At 58.9% G+C, this 23,078-nt stretch carries 23 protein-coding genes and 3 pseudogenes; 18 read left to right on the top strand and 8 right to left on the bottom strand.

From position 1 onward, the window contains the following. Positions 1–383 precede the first annotated feature (383 nt). Positions 384–1,343, top strand: a complete 960-nt coding sequence (locus M1E10_RS00190) for a phosphatase PAP2 family protein (RefSeq protein WP_499173022.1) — start codon at positions 384–386, stop codon at positions 1,341–1,343. Between the two features lie 327 nt (positions 1,344–1,670). Here the strand turns inward: M1E10_RS00190 and M1E10_RS00185 are convergent, their stop codons facing one another. Together M1E10_RS00185 and M1E10_RS00180 are read right to left on the bottom strand one after the other, a co-directional pair. Next, positions 1,671–2,333 carry a GNAT family N-acetyltransferase gene (locus M1E10_RS00185; RefSeq protein ID WP_499173021.1) on the bottom strand — a complete coding sequence of 221 codons (663 nt, stop codon included), beginning with the start codon at positions 2,331–2,333 and terminating at the stop codon, positions 1,671–1,673. Positions 2,334–2,406: 73 nt separating this feature from the next. Further along, entirely contained in the window at positions 2,407–2,832 is a 426-nt protein-coding gene (locus M1E10_RS00180) for a VOC family protein (protein ID WP_499173020.1), read from the bottom strand. Positions 2,833–3,128: 296 nt separating this feature from the next. On the opposite strand from M1E10_RS00180, the gene M1E10_RS00175 reads away from it, so the two are divergent. Both M1E10_RS00175 and M1E10_RS00170 read left to right on the top strand, forming a co-directional pair. Next, on the top strand, positions 3,129–3,710 hold the full coding sequence (locus tag M1E10_RS00175) for a DUF1349 domain-containing protein (protein WP_499173019.1): 582 nt from the start codon (positions 3,129–3,131) through the stop codon (positions 3,708–3,710). A gap of 561 nt (positions 3,711–4,271) precedes the next feature. Then, positions 4,272–4,577 (top strand): hypothetical protein, encoded by a 306-nt coding sequence (locus M1E10_RS00170; protein WP_499173018.1) that lies wholly within the window; start codon positions 4,272–4,274, stop codon positions 4,575–4,577. A 75-nt stretch (positions 4,578–4,652) separates the two neighbouring features. Here the strand turns inward: M1E10_RS00170 and M1E10_RS00165 are convergent, their stop codons facing one another. Continuing rightward, complete coding sequence (locus tag M1E10_RS00165) at positions 4,653–5,543, bottom strand: LysR family transcriptional regulator (protein WP_499173017.1); 891 nt, start codon at positions 5,541–5,543, stop codon at positions 4,653–4,655. A gap of 106 nt (positions 5,544–5,649) precedes the next feature. Between M1E10_RS00165 and M1E10_RS00160 the strand changes: the two genes are divergently transcribed. The 5 genes and pseudogenes from M1E10_RS00160 to M1E10_RS00140 all read left to right on the top strand — a co-directional run bounded on the left by M1E10_RS00160 (position 5,650) and on the right by M1E10_RS00140 (position 10,190). Then, on the top strand, positions 5,650–6,519 hold the full coding sequence (locus M1E10_RS00160) for an SDR family oxidoreductase (RefSeq protein WP_499173016.1): 870 nt from the start codon (positions 5,650–5,652) through the stop codon (positions 6,517–6,519). A 55-nt stretch (positions 6,520–6,574) separates the two neighbouring features. After that, positions 6,575–7,048, top strand: coding sequence for an SRPBCC family protein (locus M1E10_RS00155; RefSeq protein WP_499173015.1), 474 nt, complete (start codon positions 6,575–6,577; stop codon positions 7,046–7,048). 68 nt (positions 7,049–7,116) lie between these two features. Continuing rightward, positions 7,117–7,739 (top strand): annotated as a pseudogene (locus M1E10_RS00150) (NAD(P)-dependent oxidoreductase). Positions 7,740–8,119: 380 nt separating this feature from the next. Then, positions 8,120–9,750, top strand: a pseudogene (locus tag M1E10_RS00145) (putative bifunctional diguanylate cyclase/phosphodiesterase). Beyond that, positions 9,747–10,190, top strand: a complete 444-nt coding sequence (locus M1E10_RS00140; RefSeq protein WP_499173014.1) for a BLUF domain-containing protein — start codon at positions 9,747–9,749, stop codon at positions 10,188–10,190. Before M1E10_RS00145 ends, M1E10_RS00140 begins: the two are co-directional and overlap by 4 nt. Before the next feature lie 148 nt (positions 10,191–10,338). Here the strand turns inward: M1E10_RS00140 and M1E10_RS00135 are convergent, their stop codons facing one another. The 3 genes from M1E10_RS00135 to M1E10_RS00125 all read right to left on the bottom strand — a co-directional run bounded on the left by M1E10_RS00135 (position 10,339) and on the right by M1E10_RS00125 (position 12,111). Continuing rightward, positions 10,339–10,941: a type II toxin-antitoxin system VapC family toxin gene (locus M1E10_RS00135; RefSeq protein ID WP_499173013.1), complete on the bottom strand. Its 603-nt coding sequence runs from the start codon at positions 10,939–10,941 to the stop codon at positions 10,339–10,341. After that, positions 10,938–11,234 carry a hypothetical protein gene (locus M1E10_RS00130; RefSeq protein WP_499173012.1) on the bottom strand — a complete coding sequence of 99 codons (297 nt, stop codon included), beginning with the start codon at positions 11,232–11,234 and terminating at the stop codon, positions 10,938–10,940. The genes M1E10_RS00135 and M1E10_RS00130 overlap by 4 nt, the downstream gene beginning before the upstream one ends. Before the next feature lie 148 nt (positions 11,235–11,382). After that, positions 11,383–12,111 (bottom strand): IclR family transcriptional regulator, encoded by a 729-nt coding sequence (locus tag M1E10_RS00125; RefSeq protein ID WP_499173011.1) that lies wholly within the window; start codon positions 12,109–12,111, stop codon positions 11,383–11,385. Positions 12,112–12,753: 642 nt separating this feature from the next. Here M1E10_RS00125 and gbd point away from each other — a divergent pair. The 9 genes from gbd to M1E10_RS00080 all read left to right on the top strand — a co-directional run bounded on the left by gbd (position 12,754) and on the right by M1E10_RS00080 (position 20,113). Next, complete coding sequence (gene gbd / locus M1E10_RS00120) at positions 12,754–13,881, top strand: iron-containing alcohol dehydrogenase (RefSeq protein WP_499173417.1); 1,128 nt, start codon at positions 12,754–12,756, stop codon at positions 13,879–13,881. Then, a complete protein-coding gene (locus tag M1E10_RS00115; protein ID WP_499173010.1) occupies positions 13,881–14,666 on the top strand; it encodes a Rossmann-fold NAD(P)-binding domain-containing protein in 786 nt (261 codons plus the stop codon). The genes gbd and M1E10_RS00115 overlap by 1 nt, the downstream gene beginning before the upstream one ends. 109 nt (positions 14,667–14,775) lie before the next feature. Then, positions 14,776–15,741 (top strand): tripartite tricarboxylate transporter substrate binding protein, encoded by a 966-nt coding sequence (locus M1E10_RS00110; RefSeq protein WP_499173009.1) that lies wholly within the window; start codon positions 14,776–14,778, stop codon positions 15,739–15,741. Between the two features lie 79 nt (positions 15,742–15,820). Further along, positions 15,821–16,291 (top strand): tripartite tricarboxylate transporter TctB family protein, encoded by a 471-nt coding sequence (locus M1E10_RS00105; protein WP_499173008.1) that lies wholly within the window; start codon positions 15,821–15,823, stop codon positions 16,289–16,291. Positions 16,292–16,300: 9 nt separating this feature from the next. After that, entirely contained in the window at positions 16,301–17,794 is a 1,494-nt protein-coding gene (locus M1E10_RS00100; RefSeq protein WP_499173007.1) for a tripartite tricarboxylate transporter permease, read from the top strand. A 62-nt stretch (positions 17,795–17,856) separates the two neighbouring features. Beyond that, the gene (locus M1E10_RS00095; protein WP_499173006.1) at positions 17,857–18,354 is read left to right on the top strand and encodes a 2,4'-dihydroxyacetophenone dioxygenase family protein; all 498 of its coding nucleotides are present in this window, start codon (positions 17,857–17,859) and stop codon (positions 18,352–18,354) included. After that, positions 18,332–19,096 carry an SDR family NAD(P)-dependent oxidoreductase gene (locus M1E10_RS00090; protein ID WP_499173005.1) on the top strand — a complete coding sequence of 255 codons (765 nt, stop codon included), beginning with the start codon at positions 18,332–18,334 and terminating at the stop codon, positions 19,094–19,096. The genes M1E10_RS00095 and M1E10_RS00090 overlap by 23 nt, the downstream gene beginning before the upstream one ends. Before the next feature lie 461 nt (positions 19,097–19,557). Next, the gene (locus M1E10_RS00085) at positions 19,558–19,815 is read left to right on the top strand and encodes a type II toxin-antitoxin system ParD family antitoxin (RefSeq protein ID WP_499173004.1); all 258 of its coding nucleotides are present in this window, start codon (positions 19,558–19,560) and stop codon (positions 19,813–19,815) included. 1 nt (position 19,816) lies between these two features. Further along, positions 19,817–20,113, top strand: a complete 297-nt coding sequence (locus M1E10_RS00080; RefSeq protein ID WP_499173416.1) for a type II toxin-antitoxin system RelE/ParE family toxin — start codon at positions 19,817–19,819, stop codon at positions 20,111–20,113. Between the two features lie 726 nt (positions 20,114–20,839). Here the strand turns inward: M1E10_RS00080 and M1E10_RS00075 are convergent. After that, positions 20,840–20,956 (bottom strand): annotated as a pseudogene (locus tag M1E10_RS00075) (transposase); the annotation flags it as partial. 231 nt (positions 20,957–21,187) lie between these two features. Between M1E10_RS00075 and M1E10_RS00070 the strand changes: the two are divergent. After that, a complete protein-coding gene (locus tag M1E10_RS00070) occupies positions 21,188–21,658 on the top strand; it encodes a DUF4174 domain-containing protein (protein WP_499173003.1) in 471 nt (156 codons plus the stop codon). Positions 21,659–22,094: 436 nt separating this feature from the next. On the opposite strand, the gene M1E10_RS00065 is transcribed toward M1E10_RS00070, so the two are convergent. Continuing rightward, positions 22,095–23,075, bottom strand: a complete 981-nt coding sequence (locus tag M1E10_RS00065) for an SDR family oxidoreductase (RefSeq protein WP_499173002.1) — start codon at positions 23,073–23,075, stop codon at positions 22,095–22,097. Positions 23,076–23,078 lie beyond the last annotated feature (3 nt).

The following is a 23,078-nucleotide window of genomic DNA, read 5'->3' as shown; positions in this document are numbered from 1 at the left end:
GATCCGCCTCGACAAACCGTTCCTCAAGAGAAGGACCGCCCCGCGCGGAAGAGAGATCACTGGTCTCCAACGATGACCCGGATCGACGCAATCCGGCGATAGGCTGGCGATGAACGTTGCGATGGCGCTTTTGCGCCATGGCGGCCATCGGCTCAAACCCCGCCGACACGGATCGATCTGCGCAAGTCCGAAATCAGTGCAAAGCTCTCAACCCCTTTGGCGCGAAGCGGAAGACGGCTGCCGTCAGACGCGGCTAGGCGTAAATCGGCAGTGCCGGGTCCTGCAAGGCCTACGGCTGCTTGAAGAAAAGGAGGCTCAGCGTCCCGGTATTCTTAACCTTTGCGAGCCATTGTTCCTGCAATTGAGCCGCGAAGGGTACGAGGATGGCGGAGGAAGTAAGCCGCGCACGTTTGGTTCTTATTCTTACGGCGATGGCTGCGTCGGTTGTCGTATTGGGGTCAGTTTTATCCAGTCGATTGCGCCTCGACTATGATTCCTTAGAGCCGTTGTTGATTTGGGGCGTCGCAATGCTCTTGATCAGCGCCTACTGCTCGTGGCGGAGGATGACTGCGATCTGCCATTTGGTAGAGGCGATCGGACTCGGCTTTCTCCTGACCACCCTGGTCGTCGTTTCCACGTATCTCGCTGCACTGCCCGCCCTGCCTCTCGTTGATGAACATCTCGGGCGGGTCGACCGAGCGATCGGGTTCAACTGGCATGGCTTCGTACGTGCAGTGGACGCATTGCCATGGCTCGCTCAGGTACTTGGGCTGGCATACCAGTCATTCGCGGTTCAGTTAGTGGTGCTGCCCTTGCTGTTGGTTGTCGTTGGGCAGGTAGCGCGAGCATATCGGCTTATAACCGCATACGCCCTGATCGGCCTCTCTGCCAGCTTGATCTCCGTCTGGTTCCCAGCTGTAGGTGCCTTTCCGTTCTACAAAGTAGTTCCAGATCAGCTCGACAATATAAACATCCACTTCGGATACTTTTTCCTCAATCAGTTTGATGCCGTCAGAAGTGACCCTCAGTTCACGTTGTCCATGCAGGATGTGGCTGGCATCATCACATTTCCATCCGTCCACGCTGCGGTGGCTGCTCTATGCACCTGGGCAGCCTGGAGCGTCCGCCACCTTCGTTACCCAGTGCTGCTGATCAACATAGGCATGGCCATCTCGGCAATTACCCACGGCAGCCACTACCTCGTCGATATCCCAGCCGGCATCTTCCTTGCTTTCGCCTGCATCAGCTTGACCATCAGGATCAGCAGCTTGCGCCGCGCTGCCTCTCCTGTAGTAGCGAGTTGCGTGTGCATCGAGCGATCTCAAACGGGAGGTGCTGCTTAGTGAACCTCTACAAGTCACCCTCGCCGTCAGGCGCCATGACGTCTGACGGCGCTTAGCGGACAAGCTACGGCATCAAAGGCGGACAGGACTATTTGACTGGCACATTCTCAGTGGTGATGAACTGAGAACGAAATGCTGACCTGATGGACCAACAAGGTTTGAGTTTAACAGGCGTGGCTGACGATAAGCCACCCGCTCGCCACGTTGATGGATGGGCATCGGTTCGCCTCTCATAGCTCATGAGATCGGTGTCGGAGTTCTGGGCCCGTCTGCGAAACGAAGAAACCGATAGTTGATGGCACAAGGAGCTGAACAAGAAGGTATTGCTCACCGCCGCAATGGAGAGCGCTGATAATCATTCTCATCAAAATTAGCATTCGCGAGCCATCGAGTGAAAGCTGCTTTGCTGAGAGGCCATTCCTCGGCCAATTGCGAATACCAGCTTGTATCCCGCCACTTTCCCTTGATAATCTGAGCTCTTCGCCACGTTCCCTCGGAGGTAAATCCAAACCTTTCGGCGGCCCGCTGTGACGGCTGGTTCAAAGCATTGCAGCGCCAGGCTACGCGGTTGAAGCCCTGTTCGAAGGCATGATCAAGCAGAATGTATATGGCTTCCGTCGCAGCTCGTGTCCGTTGCAAACGAGGTGAAAACCAGATGCTACCGATCTCAATTGCAGCATTATGAGGTTCGATATCGCAATATGACAACCAGCCGCTAGCGGCCCCAGCTTTCGGGATCACCACGAAGAAGTGTTGATCGGCGAGAGCTGCTAGCTTTGCTATGTGGCGTCGGAAATCCTGAAGGGACGCGAACGGACCGTATCCCAGGTAGGTCCAGCTTTCATCAGCGCCCTGAGCTGCATTCCACAAGTCCTCGCCATGGTGATCACCAAGCGGCTCGAGCTTTACGCTTTCACCGATATGGTCCTGCTTGCCAGGAGCGATGCAACACAATGCGGGGGCGCTCGGCCCCTCAGGTGAATTCGTCATTCAGTCTCCAGTTCAACTAAAAATTGTCGACCAGCATCGTATAGGTCGGGAGCTTTGACGATGCTCGGGAAGCTCAGTCGGCTGGAGGGAGCAGATGAGGGTTCCAGACCACATCCCACAGATGCCCGTCCGGATCATGGAAATAACCAGCATAGCCGCCGTAGAAGGTAGTAGCCGGGGATTTAACGATCTGGGCTCCAGCTCGTTTTGCGGCGTCCATAACCGCATCCACCTCTTCCCTCGCCGAGACATTGTGGCCGATAGTGAAAGACGTGGGGCTTATAGGTTGCAAAGGCAATCCAGTGTCGTGAGCAAGGTCGCTCTGCGACCAGAGCGCAAGCTTTAGACCACCATCTAGATCAAAGAACGCGACCTGACCGTGCTCGAACTCTCGGCCTATGATACCTTCCGTTGGAAGGCCAAGCCCATCGCGGTAGAAAGAAACAGCTCTTTCGAGATCGGCAACGCCCAGCGTCACGACTGATATTCTAGCTTTCATGCCCATACTCCTACAGTTGGCGCGCGCACCATGCACATGCCATCGTAGTCTCGGGCCGCTAGATTATAGCGGAAGGACCCACTTTAGTGGGGGCCGGGCCAACCTTCCCGAGCCTAACCTGTTTTAGACGAGAGAAAACTAGCTTCCAAGGGTTCCGTCGTCAAGGACGTCTGCCTGTGGCGCGAAGGGGGAGACCTTGGTCAGCGCTTGTTTATTGGCAATTAGTGGGCTCTACGATTAAGCACCCGACGAAAGATGCGGGTAGGCAAATTCGCTAGCTGTCATAGGAGCCGCTGTTGCAGACTCTCAAAAACGGATCTTGGCTCAACGAGCCCACGAAAGCAAAAGCGTCGGACGATGAGCTGTATTTAGTAACTGACGCGAAGACCGATTTTTGGCGGGAGACCCACTATGGCTTCGTCCGCGACAACGGCCACTTCTACGCGTTCCAGGCCGAGGGCGATTTCACCGCCCAGGTTCGTGTCCGAGCACATTTCGAACATCTCTACGATCAGGCTGGCCTTATGGTCAGGCTCGACGAAAGACGGTGGGTCAAGACCGGGATCGAGTTCTCGGACGGATATGGCCTGCTGGGCAGTGTTCTGACGGATGAAGCCTCCGATTGGGCCACGGGGCGATACGACGGCGATCCCTCGGATTTCTGGATAAGGGTGACCGTCCAGAGCGGCGTCTTGAGGATACAAGCGTCAGACGATGGGAAGACTTGGCCACTGGTCCGCCTCTGCCCGTTCCCAAAAGCGGATCGCTATCTGGTCGGCCCCATGTGTTGCACTCCCGAACGTGCAGGCCTGGAGGTACGATTTGGTGAATGGCATCTTGGGCCGGCCCTGGGAAAGGACCTTCACGACCTGTCATAGCCGCCAGAGCGTTTGGAAATCGCAACGTCTGCTTCTGGCAGTTCTTAGCTATGATCGTGGTCGGGGCGCCCTGCCGTAACGGTAGCCGCCCTTGAGGTGACGGTCGCCGTTTTAATCGAGGCGCTGTAGGAGAGAATCCTTCGCCCACTCGGGTCGTGGTCATGTCGCCAATGTGAACTTCGTTAGAACCTAGTGGGTCTTTCTTCCTAAGCTGTGCCACTATGGATCGCGAGAGTTCGATGCCAGTGAGCGAGCAAGCACGTTCTGCTAGGGGCAAAGCAATACTGCCGGTGCCCCGGATGAGGCAGGATGGGAAGGACCGGAGCAGAAGCCGTGGTTTCGCCGCTCGATGGATCCCAAAGCTCAGCGCGGTGCCTTGCCGAGTTAGAGTAACGGATGCTCACATGCCGAACCAAACAGGGGGTGGCGGCGGCACGAAGGCGCGGCGTGCGCTGGGCCGTGCGCACAAGTTGACGCTTGCCCAATTGTCGGAGGCCGTCGCCGGATCGCCGCTTGGGCAGCCAAACCGGCCCAGATCGCTGCCGAACATGGCATAGCGCCATGGACGCCAAAACGGGCGATCAACCGTTCTTTGCGCGGACGACCGCGTTCAGAACGGCTCCGGCGCGGCCGATTTTCTGGCAATTCCGGACGGGTTGGGCTATGCATGATGTCATGAGCATGCTCGCAACCATCAGCATCGACGTCTATCCGTGGGCTGCTCCGACCAAGGAGCAGCGTGGATGGTTCGACGCGCTTTCGCCCGTCGAGAAACGCAAAGCCATCCAGGCCGCCATTGACGAGGGCTTTGATAGCCCCGTCTTCGAAAAGTCGATTGACGACATCATTCGGGAAGCCCGCGCCTAACCTACGCATGCGTCATAGATTTACACAGCGCGCCGAGCGCGACCCGCATAAGGGTCAGGCAGCGTTTGATAGAAGCTACTTGCCGATGTAGGCTGCCAGTTCATCGGGTGTTCCGTTCGGAAAGGCTTTCTTCAGGTAATCCAGGAAGGCCGACACGCGAGCGCTGAGCAGACGCCGCGATGGGTAGAGAGCCCACAGCGCAATCTCGGAACCTTCGACATTTCCCCAAAGAACCAAAGTGCCGGCTGCCAAATCGTGGCCCACCAACGATATCGGCAGGCGTGCAGCACCGACACCAGCTCGCACGGCGTCCCTGACCATAATGAGCGACGACAGAGTGAGGACCGGCTCGATCTTGATTTTCACAGAGCCGTTCGAAGTCATGACATCCCAGGTCTGTTGATCACTCGTCCCGCGCACCACGCCCGGGGCTGGTAAGTCACCGGCAGGGTGGGAAAGGTCCGGCCTTGCCACAACGACTAGACGATCACGCAGAAAGGCGCGACCAACAAGACTTTCATCCGGATTCGGATTGACCCTGATAACCAGATCATAGCCTTCCTCGACCATGTCGACGGCTCGGTCCTCTGTTGTGATCTCAAGTCGCACCTCCGGATACGTGATCGCGAAACCTGCCGCGATCTTGCCCATGGCTGTTTGCGACAAGAGCAGCGGCGCGCTGATGCGCAGTCTGCCACGCGGGTTTTCGGAGCCGGAAGCGATTGCGGCGGCTGTTTCGTCCAGTTCACTCAGCAGCGCGGCTGTGCGCTTATGAAGAGCACGTCCTTCCTCGGTGAGCTTGAGATTGCGTGCGCCTCGTTCAAACAAACGAATATCCAGACTCGCTTCCAGCTCCCCTACTCGTCGAGACAGCGTGGCCTTGGGTCGACCGGACGCCCTAGCGGCTTTCCCAAAGCCTTCGTGACGCGCAACCAGGTTGAAATCAGCGAGCGCAAGGAGATCCATCAGTGTTCCATCAGTGAGACGTACCGTCTTGATTGAAGGTCTATCGGATCAATACTGATCCCTCCATATTGGGGTTGTCAAGCAAACCAACCCGGAGAAAAATCCCATGACCGTTCTCGTAACAGGCGCCACCGGCAATATCGGCAGCCAAGTCATCGAACACCTTGTAAACAGCGGCGTTGATGTCCGCGCTCTCGTCCGCGATCCATCGAAGGCAAACTTTCCGGCCGGGGTCGCCGTGGTGAAAGGTGACTTTCTCGATGTCGACTCGCTGCGGGCGGCCATGTCCGGCGTGTCGACATTGTTCCTTCTCAACGCAGTCGTGCCCGACGAATTCACCCAAGCCTTAATCGCGCTCAATGTCGCCCGCTCAGCCGGCATCGAACGGATCGTGTACCTGTCAGTCATCCACCCAGACGTCTATGTGAACGTGCCCCACTTTGCCGGCAAGTTTGGTGTTGAGCGGATGATCGAACACATGGGGATGAACGCAACGATCCTGCGCCCGGCCTACTTCATGCAGAACGATCTGATGATCAAGGATGCGATCACCGGCTACGGGGTCTACCCGATGCCCGTCGGCGACAAGGGCCTGGCCATGATCGACGTGCGCGATATCGCAGAGATCGCTGCCCTCGAACTGCTTCGTCGCGAACAGGCGACACAGCTCCTTCCGCTCGACCGCATCAACCTGGTGGGTCCCGAAACACTCACCGGAACGGATATCGCAGCCATCTGGTCAAACGTTCTTGGCCGCCAGATCAACTATGGCGGTGAAGATACTGCAGCCTTCGAGCAGAACCTCAAGCAGTTCATGCCGTCTTGGATGGCTTACGACATGCGGACGATGGGTGAACGCTTCCTGAGCGACGGGATGCTTCCCGAAGGCGGCGACGTGGAGCGCCCGACCAGAATCCTCGGCCGTCCCTTACGCTCCTACCGCGCCTTCGCTTCCGAGACGGCTGCATCGGCTTGAAACAACAACCGGCACTCATCGCAGCCATCAGCCTTCCAGACAAGGACCATCATTCATGATCTATTCGACCGCAACCGTCCCGGTGAATCCGGCAGGCGAAACAAAGCTCACCCGGGAGCAGGTCTGGAAAGGCCTGGAACTGAAGGCGCGCGACGCGCGCCTGTTTCTCCCACCCGGCCTTTGCACCCGCTGCGATGTCGTGGAGGAAAGCGCCACACATTTCGTGCGCGAGGCCACCATCGCTGGCTCTGACATCAGGGAAATTATCACTCTCGAGCCGCAGAGCAAGGTCACCTTCTTCCAGGCGACCGGTCCCCGCGAAGGTGCCATCATCAACGAGCTGTTCGAGGATGAAGCAGGCGCGTTGCAGCTGAAATTCTACTGCTACATCGGCCTTCGCGATAAGGGGCCGAACGGACCTGAAGAGCAGGCAGAGCAGGCGCAATTCGACAGCGACAAGGGGTACAAATCTGCTTTGCTGTCGACACTCAAGCGCACCCGAGAACTGCTCGCAGAGGGCAGGCTCTGATATCACCGTCAACAGCCGAACGGGGCGGCCTCCTAAGGAGGCGCCCCGCCTACCAGAGGACATATGCCATGACCACGTCCAACACTGAAGCACGTTCAGCCGCTGCACCGAAGATCGTCGTTCTCGGTGCGACCGGTCCGACCGGCCGCCATATCGTCAGCCAGGCTTTGAGCCGCGGCTTTGATGTCACTGCCCTGGTGCGATCACCGGAAAAAGCCGCAGAGCGTTGCGCCAGGCAATTAAAAGACGTGATGCCGTGATCAGCGCACTTGGCACGCCTGCAAGTCCGTTGCGTGAAGTCACCCTTCTTTCCACTGCGACGAGAGCCCTCCTCAACGCCATGAAGGCGGAAAGCGTCTTTCGTCTTGTCACCATCACCGGGATCGGCGCCGGCGACAGCCAGGGACACGGCGGCTTCCTCTTCAATAAGCTGATCTTCCCGTTGCTCCTGCGAAAGGTGTACGCCGACAAGAACCGACAGGAGGCCATCATCAGGGCCAGCGAGCTCGACTGGACGATTGTCCGTCCATCTATTCTCAACAACAAACCCGGGGGTAACACGATCCGGACGCTTACTGACCTAGACACCTTCCACGGTGGCTCGATCTCGCGCGCAGATGTTGCAACCTTCGTGGTGGATCAGGTGACCTCTCAAGACTGGAGGCACAAGTCGCCTTTGATCACCTCGTAACAATCCTGCAATGGCCGGTGGGGGCGCGAAGCCGCTGATCGTCGAGGGCCACGTGATATCGGCCGCCGAGATCGCGCGGTATCTACTTCCCGATGGTACGAGCACGAATTTCTGTCTACCTCCGAGGACGACAGGTAGCATCACCACGGACAGCTGTCTTCGACCGGCAGAGAAGCCTGCTGGCTGACGGCCTCGGCCCTGTTGCCGACGCCGGCCGATCCCTTCAGCAAGCCTATCCCGTAAGAGATCGCCCGCCAGCTCATCCGTCTTCAGCAACTGGTAACTATTTGGCGAAAAAGCAGCGCTCCGCCAAGCTAGCGTTTGCTGCTGGCTAACTTCTGCCGACTATCTTTTGATGGATCTTGTAACGGCAGGCTGGCATGAGCTTTGTAACGTCCCTCCTACACGAACCCGACCAAAATCCTGCAGCATTTCCCGGTGCGGAGCAGGTTCTTGAACTCTTACCGCATCCTGTCTTGGTCATTGCGCCTGACGGTATTGTCATCCAAGCCAACAGGGCCTGCCAAGCGCCTCTGGGATCTGTCGTTGGCACTGACGTCCACGTACTCTTTCCAGGTTTCACATCGGCGCTTGCCAGCGTCACTGGCATCGCGTCCAGCGTTATCGCCTCAAGGAATGGCGAGGACTTCGACGCCGCCGTTGCGTCATTTGGTGACGGACACTTTCTGATTGATCTGCGCGCCCGCGTCGATGGGTCAACAGCGCCAGTGGCCAATGCGCTGGACGAACTGACCGGCCTCACCAGACGCACGGCCTTGCTGTCACACCTGTTTGCCGCTCTTGAAGATCACACGCTGGCTTCATCGATCGCCGTGCACTGCCTCGACTTGGATCGTTTCAAGATGGTAAACGACACACTTGGACATGCGGTCGGTGACCTGCTTTTGAAAAAGGTTGCAGCGCGCCTGACAGCGGCCTGCCGCAAGGGCGACATCGTTGCCCGTCTTGGCGGAGACGAGTTTATCATCCTGCAGCGTAACGTTGATGACCAGGCTGCTGCCGAGAAACTGGCTTCGCGTGTCGTCGACCTTGTCGGTCGCACCTACGTCCTCAACGGCCACACCATCAACATCGGCGTCAGCGTCGGCGTGGCGTTCGGCGGCCAGGGTGTCCAGGCGCGCGACCTGCTTCGTAACGGCGATCTTGCCCTTTATGAGGCCAAGAAGGCCGGGCGCGGTCGCTATCGCATCTTCGAGAACGGGATGGACGCTCTCCTTCTTGGCCGCCGTGAAGTAGAGATCGATCTCCGCCGCGCGTTGGCCTTGAAACAGTTCAAGCTGAATTACCAACCGTTCATCGATGTAACCACGGGCAAGGTCGATGGTTTCGAGGCTCTTCTGCGCTGGGAGCATCCAGTCAAAGGCAACATCCCGCCACTGTCGTTCATTCCACTGGCCGAGGAAATGGTCTGATCGTCAAGATTGGTGAGTGGGTAATGCGCACAGCTTGCACGGAAGCGGCCTCCTGGCCAGGCGAGATTATCGTGGCAGTCAATGTGTCACCGCTTCAATTTAAGGCAGACACATTGCTCGACACAGTCTCATCGGCGCTCCAGCGCTCGGGACTACCGGCGCACCGGCTGGAGATCGAGATCACCGAAGGAGCGCTTCTCGATGATACAGACAACGTAATTGAGACGCTGAATGCTCTGCGCGAGCTGGGCGTAAAGATCTCTATGGACGATTTCGGAACCGGCTACTCGTCCTTGAGCTACCTGCAGAGGTTTCCCTTCAGCAAGATCAAGATCGATCGCTCATTCGTCGCTCGCGACGATGCAGACAGCGAAGCGATCCTACGATCCATCGCAAGCCTTGGCACCAGTCTTGGGATGGCGATCACAGCTGAAGGTGTCGAGACGGCTGAACAACTTGCTCGGATCCGCGACGAGCGATGCACGCATGTGCAGGGCTATTTTACCGGACGACCTATGAGCACGGATCAGGTCCCTGTGTTCCTGGCGCTTAGTGATTTGGAGAAAGACAAGGTATGAGCATGGGCAACCGACTGCATCGGCTGGTGTATTACAGCCGCAACCAAGTTGCTGGCGATGAGGCCTTGTTTGCCTCCGATGTCGAGGAGATCCTCGCCGCAAGTCGGGTCAATAACCTGCGCGACGAGATTACCGGGGCGCTGCTGTTCAACGCCGGGTGCTTTGCCCAGGTCCTGGAAGGCCCTCTCGACAAACTCGAAGCTGTGTTCGAGCGGATCCAGCAGGACGAGCGCCATGGTGACGTGTCCCTGCTGGCTCTCGACCCTATCGAGCAGCTGTCTTTCCCGAACTGGGCCATGGGCTTTATCGGAAGGTCCGACGTCGATGCGAAGCGCTTCGCCGGCATCGCTTCCTCCAGCGGCTTTGACCCGTCCCGGCTCAGTGGCGACGATATCCATTCGCTGCTGAGAGAGCTGGCAATAGAGGAAGAGGCTGCCTGAAGTAGCCAACCGGTTTATCGGCTGAAAGGGTTCGAGTTCTTTCCCTCAGGAGGCGGATCGGCTCCTAGTCACTGCTCGCTATCACCGTCGCAACGTCGCCCTTCGGTTTAGTTCTCACTGTCAATCTGTTGATTTCCACTGAGAGCTCTCAGTGGAAATCCACAGATTGACCACGACACTCATGGTGATTGCGAAGTTCGATAGAGGATGATCGCCCGGTTGGCATGATCTGGGATAGAAAATCGTAATCCCGCACATTGCCCGTCAGCACGCTCACTCCCAATTGACGCGCCTGCAGAAACACAAGCGCATCATTGATGAATCGACGCTCGTGCCCTTCCCCCTTTGGTAGATTGCTTAGTCGAAACAGGAGGCCCGCCAACACGCCGGCCTTCCCCCAGACAGCAGCGTCGGGTGCATGAAGACGGTGCTGTGGTACGTCCTCCACCGTCGCCTCGAGCGTTTCGAGGACGGCCTTCGTCGATCCATGCTTTGGATCGAGTCGACCGAAGGCATGGGTCAGTTCAGACAAGCAGACCGAGGAATGGTGGCACAGACGATAGGAAAGCAACCTATCGACCTCATCCGTCGATCTTCCTTGCAGCACGTCAAGGTAGACGGTGGTATCCAGAAACAGCGCCCCGCCGATTGCGGGTTCGTCAGCAACCCACGGAAGATCCTCATCGGCGCGGCGTTTGAGTGTTCTCGAATGCCTTTGGGGCTTTAGTGATCGGAGCGTGCCCCAGATCAAATCGCAAGATCTATATCCGCCGGAATACTGCCCTTTCGGCCAACCAGATGGGCGCCGAAGTCATCCTCGATGGCCAGACGCGACAACGCCAGTTCCAACAGCTCCGTGTCGGATGTGACATGAGCGCGCTTCTTAGCCGCCTCGATCAAATCAGAGGACACTCGCCCTGAAAGACGCGTATTCTTGGCTGCGCCGAGGAGCCCGGCAGCTTTCGCCTGGTCAAGAACGAGTTTATTGCGCGCCGACGCGACCTTTGCTTCGCTTTCTGCGGCAGCCCTTATTCGTGTAGACATCAGAACCTCCTATGATCAACATTATATATATTGCGTTGAACATTCGGGCGAGACCTAATAGCCGCTAGCCCACGTGACGTAAGCCACCGTTTGAGACGTCGATGGGGTGCATACAGCCGATTGCTCGCGAGTGTTCACCTGCATCGGTTTATTTCACAACCATCGCCAGTCCTTGGGAGATTGCAGCAGCCGTTTCCCTGATCTTTCGAGCATAGTTTGCATGATCCTCCTCATTGTACCGATAGAGGGGAATGCTGATGCTCACCCCCGCGACGGGCTCGCCGGATCGGTCGTAGATCATGCTGCCGAAACAGCGGATGTCGAGTTCGTTCTCTTCATGATCGTAGGAATAGCCGCGCTGCCGCGTCTTGCGAATCTCCTCGGTGAAGGCGATGGGATCGGTAATGGTGAACTTCGTGAAGCGCGGCAGGTCCAGCGTGGCGATGATCTGGTGCGCCCGCTCTTCAGGAAGTGCCGCGAGATAGGCCTTTCCCACCGAGGTCGAATGAAACTCCACCCGGGCGCCAATCCTCGTCGTCATGCGCACTGCGTTCGGGCTTTCTAGCTTATCGATATAGGCCATGCCATTGCCGCTCGGCACGGCAAGGTGGACGGTTTCATTCGTGGCATTGCGCAGCGCCTCGATGAAGGGACGCGCGGTGGTGCGAAGATCGGAGCTCTCCCAGCTTCGCGAGGCAAACTGGATCAGCCGGAATCCCAGCGAATAGGTTCCGCTGTGGTCCTGAATGGCAAGCCCTTCCGCCACCAGTCCCGCCACGATGCGATGCGTCGTAGCGCGCGGAAACTGCGTCATCACTGTCAGCTTTGCGATATCGAGCTTGCCTGGACTGTCGGCGATGGCTTGCAGGACTGTCATGAATTTCGAAAACGAGGCGGTCCCCTGCACCGACTGTGGAAGTGGGTTTCCGTTGGACACGGGACTGTGCTTGTTCATCGTTGATTGCTCATCCTCTCCAACCATGTCTGGCGGAGATTTCGTTCCGGTTCCGTTGGTCGGCGGTATTCGAGGCGATTACCGGCTCCTGACTGCAAGCTTCATCGTGCGTGAGACGGTGCTGACCGCTCGGCGCCGCCGTCCTTCATACTCCATAACACCGCTGCAGGGTGACCCTCAACCGAATGGAGCGCAACTCCGCCATTGGTAGAAGCCTGCGAGTTTCCCCGTAGCTCCGCCAGATTTGAGACCTCAATGACGTTGACAAAGACTGCGACCTCGGCGACCATAGATATGGGCACACTGTCCATAATGTGGACAACGCCGGCGGATCGGTTTGGAGGACGACCTGCCGATGATGTGAGTATGCTGGGAGGCATCAATGAACGTCAAGATAACAAGCTCGATACGGATGCATCAATGAACGTGGTCACGGGCGCACGCGAGCGTCCGAGGTCCGCTGCAATCCGCGTGCCGGTCTGGACGCGCGCGGGTTCAAGCCGTCTGTCGACGGCCGCGTTTCCCCATGCCCAGTGCCGAAACAATCCTGATCCCGGAGCGGAAATGAACATCATCAATTATCTGACCACCATTCATTTTGGGGCGGGCGCCATCGCCTCGCTCGCGGAGACGCTGCGGGATCTTGGCGTTTCGAAGCCGCTCGTGATCAGCGACCGCGGCGTGAAGGCTGTCGGTCTCTTGGATAGTCAGGCAATGCAGTTCCTGGGTTCGGCCCCGGCATTTCTCGATGTCCCAACCAATCCGACCGAGGGCGCCGTCAGGGAAGCGCTGGTTTTGTACCGCCAGCACAGCTGCGATGGCGTCGTCGCAATCGGCGGAGGCTCGCCCATCGACTTGGCCAAGGGCGTGGCGCTGCTGGCCACGCACGGCGGCGACCTGGAACAATATGCAGCAATTCTGGGCGGCATTCCGAAGATCACCAGCGCGGTGGCGCCCTTGGTCGCGGTGCCGACCACGGCCGGCACAGGGTCCGAAGTGGGGCGGGCCGCACTGATCACGCTGCAGGACGGCCGTAAGCTCGGCTTCATCAGCCCGTATCTCATCCCGCGCCGCGCCATCTGCGATCCGGAACTCACCCTCGGCCTGCCTCCTTTTCTCACCGCGGCGACAGGTCTCGACGCCCTGTCGCACTGCATCGAGACCTATCTCTCACCGCGGTTCAATCCGCCGGCCGAAGCGATTGCCGTTGATGGCTTCGCGCGCCTCTGGGACGCGCTGCCGAAGGCCTTCGCCAACGGGTCAGATCTTTCAGCCCGCTCGGAGGTGATGATGGGTGCCTTGCAGGGCGGCTTGACGTTTCAGAAGGGGCTCGGCGCTGTTCATGCCCTCAGCCACGCCCTCGGCGGTCTGAGCGACCTCAAGCTTCACCATGGCACGTTGAATGCAATCCTGATGCCGCCGGTGCTGCGGGTGAACGCGGCGGTGCCCGCTGCCGCCGACAAGATCAAGCGGCTCGAAGCCATTGCCGGGATCGAAGACGCGCCGCTGGCTGATGCGCTGGATGCGTTGAACCTGAAGCTCGGCGTGCCGGCGAAACTGTCCGACCTTGGTGTCACCCGCGATGTCTTTGCCTGGACCTGCGAGCGCGCCTTGGCGGATCACAGCCACCAGACAAATCCGCGCGTCCTTAGCCAACAGGACTACGCCGACATTCTCGAAAGCGTGATGTGATGCGCAGCGCCTCCAGACTGAAGAAGCCTGCCGAAAGCGACAGACCTGTCGCCATTGTCACCGGTGCCAGCCACGGCATCGGCGCCGCGACCGCACGGCTTCTCGCGGCAGAGGGTTACGACCTCTGCATCAATTACCTGAGCGATCATGAGGCTGCCGCCGCCGTGGTGGCCGATTGCGAGGCAGCGGGCGCCACCGCCATCGCAGTCCCCGGCAACGTCGGCGATCGCGACGACGTCATGCGGGTGTTTCAGGCCTGTGACGAAGCGTTCGGACGCCTGTCCTGCCTCGTGAACAATGCCGGGATCATTGGCCGGGCCTGCAGGATGGAAGACCTTCTGCCGGAGGAACTGGAGCGGACCTTTGCCGTCAACACCTATGGCGTCGTCTACTGCATCCAGGAAGCCGCCAAAAGAATGTCGGTCCGCAACGGCGGCAAGGGCGGAACGATCGTCAACATGTCCTCTCTCGCGGCCATGCTGGGCAGCCCGAACGAATACGTTCACTACGCGGCATCCAAGGGGGCGGTCGAATCCATCACGGTGGGCGCAGGCAAGGAACTGGCGGCCGACGGCATCCGGGTGAATGCCATTCGCGTCGGCACCACCAACACCCGCATCCATGCCAAGGGAGGAAACCCGCAGCGGCCGGCGATAATTGCTGCCATGACGCCCATGGGTCGTATTGCCGAGCCAGAGGACATTGCGCAGGCGGCCCTTTGGCTCGCGTCCCCGGGATCCGGCTTTGTGACCGGCACCGTCATCACTGTGGCGGGAGGCCTGTAGCCGAGCGCCGTATCGACACGGTGGCAGTGATTTAAGAGGAGGAAACGAACCACTGAAGGAAATGAGGATCAAGAAAACATCGCTTCAACTGAAACTGGGAGGAAACAACATGAACATTTCAAAAGGTCTGATCGCAGCCATCCTGCTGTCCACGACAGTATTTCCTGCGTGGGCTGACTACCCCGACCGCCCGATCACGCTGTATCTCGCTTGGGGCGCCGGCGGCGGCACAGATGCCGTGGCGCGTGTGATCGCCGTCGGCCTCGAAAAAGAACTGGGACAGCCGGTCAACGTGGTCAATCGCACCGGCGGCTCAGGCGTCGTCGGCCATTCCGCCATCGCGGACGCCGAACCCGACGGTTATACCATCGGTCTCGCGACCACCGAAGTAAACCTGATGCACTGGCTCGGACTGACGGACCTGGACTACAAGGTCTACACGCCCCTCGCGCTTATGAACCAGGACCCCGCCGGCGTGCAGGTTTCCGTCGACTCCAAATACCAGAACCTCGGCGAGTTGCTCGAGGCCATCAAGACGTCACCGCCCGCCACCTTCCGGGCAACCGGCAGCGGCCAGGGATCGAGCTGGCATGTCGCGATCGCCGGCATGCTCAACGCCGAGGGCATCGACGCATCGCTTGTGACCTGGGTGCCGAGCGATGGTGCCGCCAGCGGCCTTCAGGAGCTTCTCGCAGGTGGCACGGAGATCGTTCCGTCCTCGCTCGTCGAAGCCCGTGCCCTGATCGAGGCAGGCCGGGTGAAGTCGCTCGCTTACATGAGCAGCGAACGCTCAGCACTCTTTCCAGACGTGCCGACGCTCAAGGAAGAAACCGGCTCGGACTGGGAGTTCGGCGCCTGGCGCGGCATCGTGGCGCCTCAAGGCCTTCCTGACGACATTCGTGATCGCCTGATCTCGGCGCTCGACAGCGTCTTCAAGAGCGAAGACTACCACAAGTTCATGGGGGCGCAGGGATTTGGCGCGACTTTCCTTCCGGGGGAAGAGTTCGGAAAATTCATGGCGACAAACGACGTGAACTTCGGTGAAACCATGAAGGCCATCGGTCTGGCCCAGTAGCCGGCTTTTGCCAGAACAAGGACAGGCCTGTCGCACGACCGGCCTGTCCGCTGCCCGCAATCAGCCAAGGTCCAGCCTAATGCGATTCAATGACGCCACGATCGGGGCGATCTTCCTTCTGCTGGGAGTGTCTCTCGCTTGGTACTCCTACGGACTGCCCGTCATCCCAGGTCAGGATTACGGTGCAGCCACCTTCCCTCTCATGGTGGCGGTGGGATTAATCGGTTGTTCCGCCCGCCTTCTCTACTCCGGCATCCGAAATGGCGGCGAGCCATGGGTGTTTCTGGCAGACGAGGTCAAGAGCCCGCGGGCGCTGGCCGGCGTCGCTGCCATGCTGGCTCTCGTTGTCTTCTACATCTTTTTCGACCGCATCCTCGGGTTCATCCCGACGGCGTTCATCATCACCTTCGTGATGTTTCTGATCCTGAAGGTTCATCCCGCCAAGGCAGCCATGATCGCGACCATCGCCGCCTTCGCATGCGACTTCATTTTCAGAACAATGCTGCTCGTGCCCTTGCCGTTTGGCATCGTCCCGCGGCTGCCGTGGTAGGAGACTGACATGGACGTCATAATTCAAGCGTTCGGTCTGGTGGCAAACTGGAATGTCTTGCTGACCGTCATCGCCGCATCGATGTTCGGCCTTTTTGTCGGAGCAGTCCCGGGACTGACAGCAACCATGGCCACGGCCATGCTTGTTCCCCTCACCTTCTTCATGGAGCCGGTTGCCGCCGTGGGCGCCATCGTTGCATGTTCGGCCATGGCGATCTTTGCAGGCGACATCCCAGGCGCTTTGCTGCGCATCCCGGGAACGCCCGCCTCGGCGGCCTATGTCGACGATACCTACAAGCTGACGCAGAAGGGCCAGGCCGAGCTCGGCCTCGGAGCCTGCGTTCTCTTCTCGGCGCTAGGTGGCCTCTTCGGAACAATCGTCCTAATTTTTGCGGCCCCGTCGCTAGCCGAATTCGCGATCAAGTTCTCCTCTCAGGAATACTTCTGGATCGCGCTGCTTGGACTGACATGCGCCGTCTTCATGGGAGCATCCAGCCCCGTCAAGGGATTGCTCAGCCTCTTCATCGGCCTGACCATTGCGTCCGTCGGCCTCAACAACCCGGCAGGTGTTCCGCGCCTCACCTTCGGCTCGACCGAAATGCTGGCGGGCATCGACTTCATACCGGTCATGATCGGCATCTTTGCCATCTCCGAGGTCATCCGGACAATACTGAGCGGCGGCAAGAACTGGGACCAGGCTCCGAAAGAGGTCGGCAACATCTTCCGGGACTGGGGCGGCATGCTCAAGACCTACTGGCGGCAGCTCATCCGCGGCAATATCACGGGCACTGCCGTCGGCATCCTCCCCGGCGCCGGAGCCGATGTTGCGGCTTACGTCAGTTATGCCATCAGCCGCCGCTTTTCGAAGACGCCGGAAAAATACGGGACAGGCCACGTCGAGGGCGTCGTGGAAGCATCCGCGGCCAACAACGCCTCGCTCGCAAGCGCCTGGGTGCCGGCACTCGTCTTCGGCATTCCCGGCGATACGATGACGGCGATCGTCATCGGCGTGCTCTACGTCAAAGGCCTAAATCCCGGTCCGACGCTGTTCATCTTCAACCCGCAGACGATCTATGCCGTCTTCCTGATCTTCATTCTGGCGAACCTGATCATGATCCCGCTGGGCTGGGGCCTGATCAAGTTCTCGAAAAACATCCTGCTGGTCTCCAAGGCGGTGCTGATGCCGTTGATCCTGATCTTCTGCATCGTCGGCGCCTTCGCCTCCAACAATGCCGTCTACGGCGTGACGATCATGCTCATCTTCGGGGTCGTCGGTTACCTGATGGAGGAAAACGGGGTGCCAATCGCGCCCTGCGTCCTCGGCATTGTCATCGGGCCGATCCTCGAGAAGAACCTGATTTCCACGCTGATCAAATCGCAGGGCAATCTAGTGGACTTCATCAATAGGCCGATCGCCTTCGTCATATTCATGATCCTCTGCGTGATCTGGGTCTCCATCATCGTCTCTTGGATCAGGCCCAAAAACCGCTCCGCTCCCCTGTAGGATCCAGACCTGAGCAATGGTGCCATCGTCGACAGTCGGCCGGTGAGCGCAGAAAGGCAGCTATGTACACGTCCATGAAGGGTTCGACCCACGAACTGGCCTCGGTAGAGATCGCGATCAAGGCCATACCGGACGATCCGCGCGTCTGGGTGCCCCAGGCTCCGGACGTCTTCTTCCGGCCGCTGTTTCTCAACACGCTGACAGGGCAGTGGTGCAACCTCCTGAAGGTGACTCGCTCCGGCATCCTGTCCCGGCATGTGCACCCCGCTCCGGTCTTCGGCATGGTGATGAAGGGCAGATGGCACTACTTCGAGCACGACTGGGTGGCGGAGGAAGGCTCTTTCGTCTTCGAGCCGCCCGGCGAGATCCACACGCTGAACGTCCCCGAGGACTGCGACGAGATGATCACCTTCTTCAACATCTCCGGCTGCATGGTCTATCTCGACAAGGACAACAAGCAGATCGGCTACGAGGACGTCTTCACCAAGATCGACATGTGTCGTGCCCATTACGAAGAGGTCGGATTGGGGGCGGACTATGTCGACCAGTTTGTCCGCTGACACCGCCGCATGGGCCCGTGGCTGGATGGAAGGCCGCACGGTCCTCGTCACCGGGGGAACGGGGGGAATCGGCGGGGCCATTGCGCAGTGCTTCCGTGACGCCGGCGCAACGGTCCACGCCACTGGGGCAACGGACGCCGAATGTAAGGAGGCACGAGGCAGCGACGCATCCGGTTCGATCCGTTACGGCGTTCTGGATGTCCGGTCCAACGATGCTGTCCGCGCCTTCATCGCGACGCTCGGAGAGCTCGACGTCGTGGTCAACTGTGCCGGCATCATCCGCCGGGGGCAGGAGCGTGATCCGGATGTCTTCGACACCGTGGTCGACATCAATCTGAACGGCACGATGCGCGTCTGCGAGGCCTCGCTTGACCGGTTGGCTATCAACGGCGGCTGCATCATCAATATCGCCTCCATGCTGAGCTTCTTCGGTGGCGGCCTCGTGCCGGGCTATTCGGCCTCCAAGGGCGGCATCGCCCAACTCACCAAGTCCCTGGCGATCGCCTACGCTCCACGGGGCGTCAGGGTCAACGCCATCGCGCCGGGCTGGATCGCAACGCCGCTGACCCGGGCGCTGCAGGAGGATCCGGCCCGCGCCGGACCGATCCTGGCACGAACGCCGCTGGCCCGCTGGGGTACGCCGAAGGACCTGCAGGGCATCGCGCTTTTCCTGACAAGCCCCCACGCAGCATTCATAACGGGCACTGTCATTCCTGTCGACGGCGGCTACGCCATCTCCTGATGTCGATCAGTCCTCGCGCGGATCTCCTGCAGCATTCTCTGTGTCCTCTTTGGTGGAGTAAGATGACATCCACCATGCGACGGGACCCCTATCGATGCCTCAAGCAAGAAAGGGGACTAACTACAGCATTGATACCGGCAGCAGAAGATCAGCTTCCAGATGAGCGTTCGCGAACAGTCCCAATCCAGCAAGCCCATGGATAATAGAGAGGTAGCCCTAATCGCGCCGCCCATAAAGTAGGCATATTGCCGTACCGGCGCCAGTCATACGTCTTGATACGCCGGTGACATTGGCGAACGGCGTCCTGCAAGACCCTCCAGCCAGTGCGCATCTTGCATTCTCGGCAGCTACCTTACGGTGTATCGGAAGAACATCCAACCCGCCCGCACAGAGCGGGATCGTTCTTGATAATAGTTGATAACGAGCCTATTTTGTCTCCATCATGTCAGATGGAGGACCGCATGATCAGTGCCGATCTTGGAAAGCAGCTCGAAAGCTACATCCAACAACTCGTCGATACAGGACGCTATGGCTCGAAGAGCGAAGTCCTACGTGAAGGTGTGCGACTGGTCCAGGACCGTGAGACCCGGCTTGTCGCGCTGGATGCTTCCATCATGCGCGGCATTGCAGATGCGGACGCTGGACGAACGAAGCCGGCGCGCGATGTATTCGATCGTCTCGACGCCAAATACCGTGCGATGACGGACAAGGCCGAATAATCTGCATGTTGAGTTTTCCAGTGAGGCGGAAAACGACCTTGAGCAGATTGCCGACTATATCGCTCAAGACGATCCCCGTCGCGCCGTGTCATTCGTCTGGGAGTTGCGGAGCAAGTGCGAGGCTCTCCTCGATGCTCGCAACAGCTTCGCCTCCGTTCCCCGCTTCGAGCACCATGGTATCCGTCGGCGTGTTCACGGCAACTACCTGATCTTCTACCGCGTGGAATTCGAAAAGGTAGTCATCATCCATATCCTCCATGGCGCCACTGATTATGGCGCCATCCTGTTCGGCGTATAGTTCCAATGGGTCGATCTGAGGTGGCCTCGCGCTGAAAATCCGGACTAAGCGGTTGTTAGCCATTTCATGATCGTTTGGCAGTTGATGGCAATCGACCCACCGATCCTGTCTTGTTAGTCCGAAGTCGGCCCTAAGCTGACGCTAGGATGGACGGCTGATTACCTGGCAATCCAGTCACGTACCATCGACAGAGAATCAGGCGCTAGAAGCATTGCCGGAAGCAGCGCCCACTGGAGTCCCATAAGGCTCGCGTTCGCAAACGGGGTCACAAAGTTGAACGGCACTAATACAGCGACAATCGGAGCTACGGCAGCGGTTGTCAGTTGCCAACCAAATCTCGTCCGAACATCGATGTTGCAGAAGGGTGACCGGTAATTGTCTTTCCAGACCAGAAAGCCTGCCAACGCAACGGACCAAGCATATATTGCCCACGTAGCTAGCAACCTGCCCCCCAACGCTTAGAGGTAGAAGATGAACCACGAGAATGCCAGGAGGCACACAACCACAACCATCCAAAGAACGTGACGTGATCGGCCGCTCAAGATGTACAAGCTTCTTATGTCCTGGTGGTTTCCCGGCATCTTTCAGCTCCTGATCCGCTAGTTGCAAACTAGTTGCATCGCCGCCTCAAGAGAGCGTTAAGATCCGTTCATGAAACGGCCGCTTGTGGCGCATCAGGACCACGACCGAGGTCGGCCCGAACCGGTCATTAAAGATCGCATCAGAACCGAAGTGTGCACCCACGGTACGCGATCTCTTGAAGCGAGTGGGATCGTCAACAGCAGCCTTGAAGCTCAGTGCCGTGATCTCACCGACACCTGGTATGCCCATGAAACGGGTGCAAACCGCATCTGCCTGGCCTGCAGCATCGGCAGGAGGGCGTTGCTAAGTGCAGGATCGCTCTCGATCGTGTCTCGACCGGCCGCATCGAAAGAACCGCGGGAGAGGCGCATCGGCAGCTTTAACGGGCGCAGAGGTGCGGCTCAAGAGCAGAATTCGTCATGGATGGCGAGGCTTTTCAGACGACGGAACTGCGGCTGATGAATGGTGTTAGAGCCACAGGAGGAACCACAAATGTTACAGTCCCTGTTGGCAGAAATTTTTGGCGCAGTCCCCGCGCCGCAAGTGGGAGCAGTAGCTCGTCTCGTTCCCGACAAGCGGGCGCTGGTGATCTTCGAAGACAGTCTTGCACCTGTTCGCAAATGGCAGACAGAGTTGCTGAAGATCGATCAAGATGCCTTGCGTGATCTGGATATTGCTGTTCTATGCCTTGCCACCGACGGCGAGCCGTCGATGGTCAACGGTCAGCCTCAAGCACTGCCAGTCGCTGATCTACGGCGCGAACTGCAGGCTGATGGTGGCAAGTTCGAGCTCTTTTTGGTCGATCGCGATGGAACCGTCATCCTCAGATCCGACGTACCTCTCACGGTAGCTGAGTTGCAAAGGGCTGTCTCGAATACGTCAGGGCAGAAGACGACTTCCGAGAATTCGCCGATCAACGCGGCGCGCAACGGAAGCGACCCGAATGGCAAAACCCAGACATGAAATACAAAACTCCGCTGACAACCCTCACGTCCTTCGCCGGCGATCATCCATGGGCGCCTGGATTGCAGGCATACTGGTCGTCTTTGTGGCGGTGCTTCTATGGGCGCAGGTCGGCGGTTCCCCCGACAACCCGACGACCTCTTCGACGACGACTCCTCTAAGTTTCGATGATCCCGCCCCGGCCGGTCCGGCGCTTGCGCCTGCCAATCCATCGACACCAGGAGGTTGACGATTTTGTCGCGCAGCTGAACGATGCCGAAACCTCGGAAACTTCCGTGCCCCGCCTCGGTTGTTCCCGAAATCGGGGCTTCCTACAGCCAGCAGTCGTCGTCGCCCTGAGCTCCAGCACGGGCACAACCGGCGTAGAAAGTCGCCGCCTCGTCGGGAGCAATATCTAGGGACGTCATCGGTGTTGCATCCCACCTGTTGATGGCGTTCATCTATGACGTCTGAATGCGTCTGCCGCTGCTGCCCCACCTGCCATGGCTGCAATCGCAAGCACCGCGAACATCATTGGGTGACTGATGAATCGGTCGCCAGATCGCATCCTTCCGTCAATCCCGCCAGGTTCGGGCGGCGGCAGAAATACATTGCCGCTGCTCTTTGCAACGCGATCTGCCCTTTGGAAGTATGAGGCCATGAACCGCCCGAGGATCCGGGCCGATAGGTTCGGTGCCAAAAGATGAGCAAGCCGCACCGCGTTGGTGACCGATCCCACGGTGGTTGTGGCCCTGGGTGCCTGGGAAACGTTGACAATGGCGTCTGCTACATCCCGGGGATCAACAAGCGGCGGCGGCGCAGTCAGCTTTCGCCCGACATAGTTCGCGCCGTGGCTGATGCCAGGGGTATCCACGAAGGCCGGGTAGATGTCACAGATGTGGATATTGGACTGGTCCGCCAATTCAGCGCGCAGCGCCTCCGAGAACCCCCGCAGCCCATACTTGCTCGCGCTGTAGGCAGTGGCGAACGGGGCAGCCGCAAATCCTCCAAGCGAGATCATGTTGACGAAGACGCCGTACCGCTGCCTGAGAAAGATCGGCAGCACCGCGTGAGCGTCGTTCATATGTCCGATCAGATTGGCTCGGATAATCTGTTCGTGCGCCTCGATAGGTGTCTCGTGGAACCGTCCGACAGCGCCAACGCCAACATTGCTGACCCACACGTCAATCCTGCCGAAGCCCATTGCCCGCTCGGCAAGCCGCCTTACAGCGGCTGCATCGATAACATCCGTTTCCACAGCGATGGCTTCGCTTCCCAGACGCTGGCAGTGCACGGCAACGGCGTTGAGAGCATCCAGATCACGTGCCGCAAGCACTAGCCGACTGCCTTGCCGAGCGAATGCCAAGGCAGTCGCTTCACCTATTCCGCTGGAGGCTCCGGTGATCACGACCACCGCATTCTTCAAATCGACCTTCATGTT

The sequence above is a fragment of the Rhizobium sp. PK7-22 genome, assembly GCF_056530405.1.
Note: the sequence above shows the minus strand (reverse complement) of the source record. Positions and strands in the feature narration are given on the sequence as shown.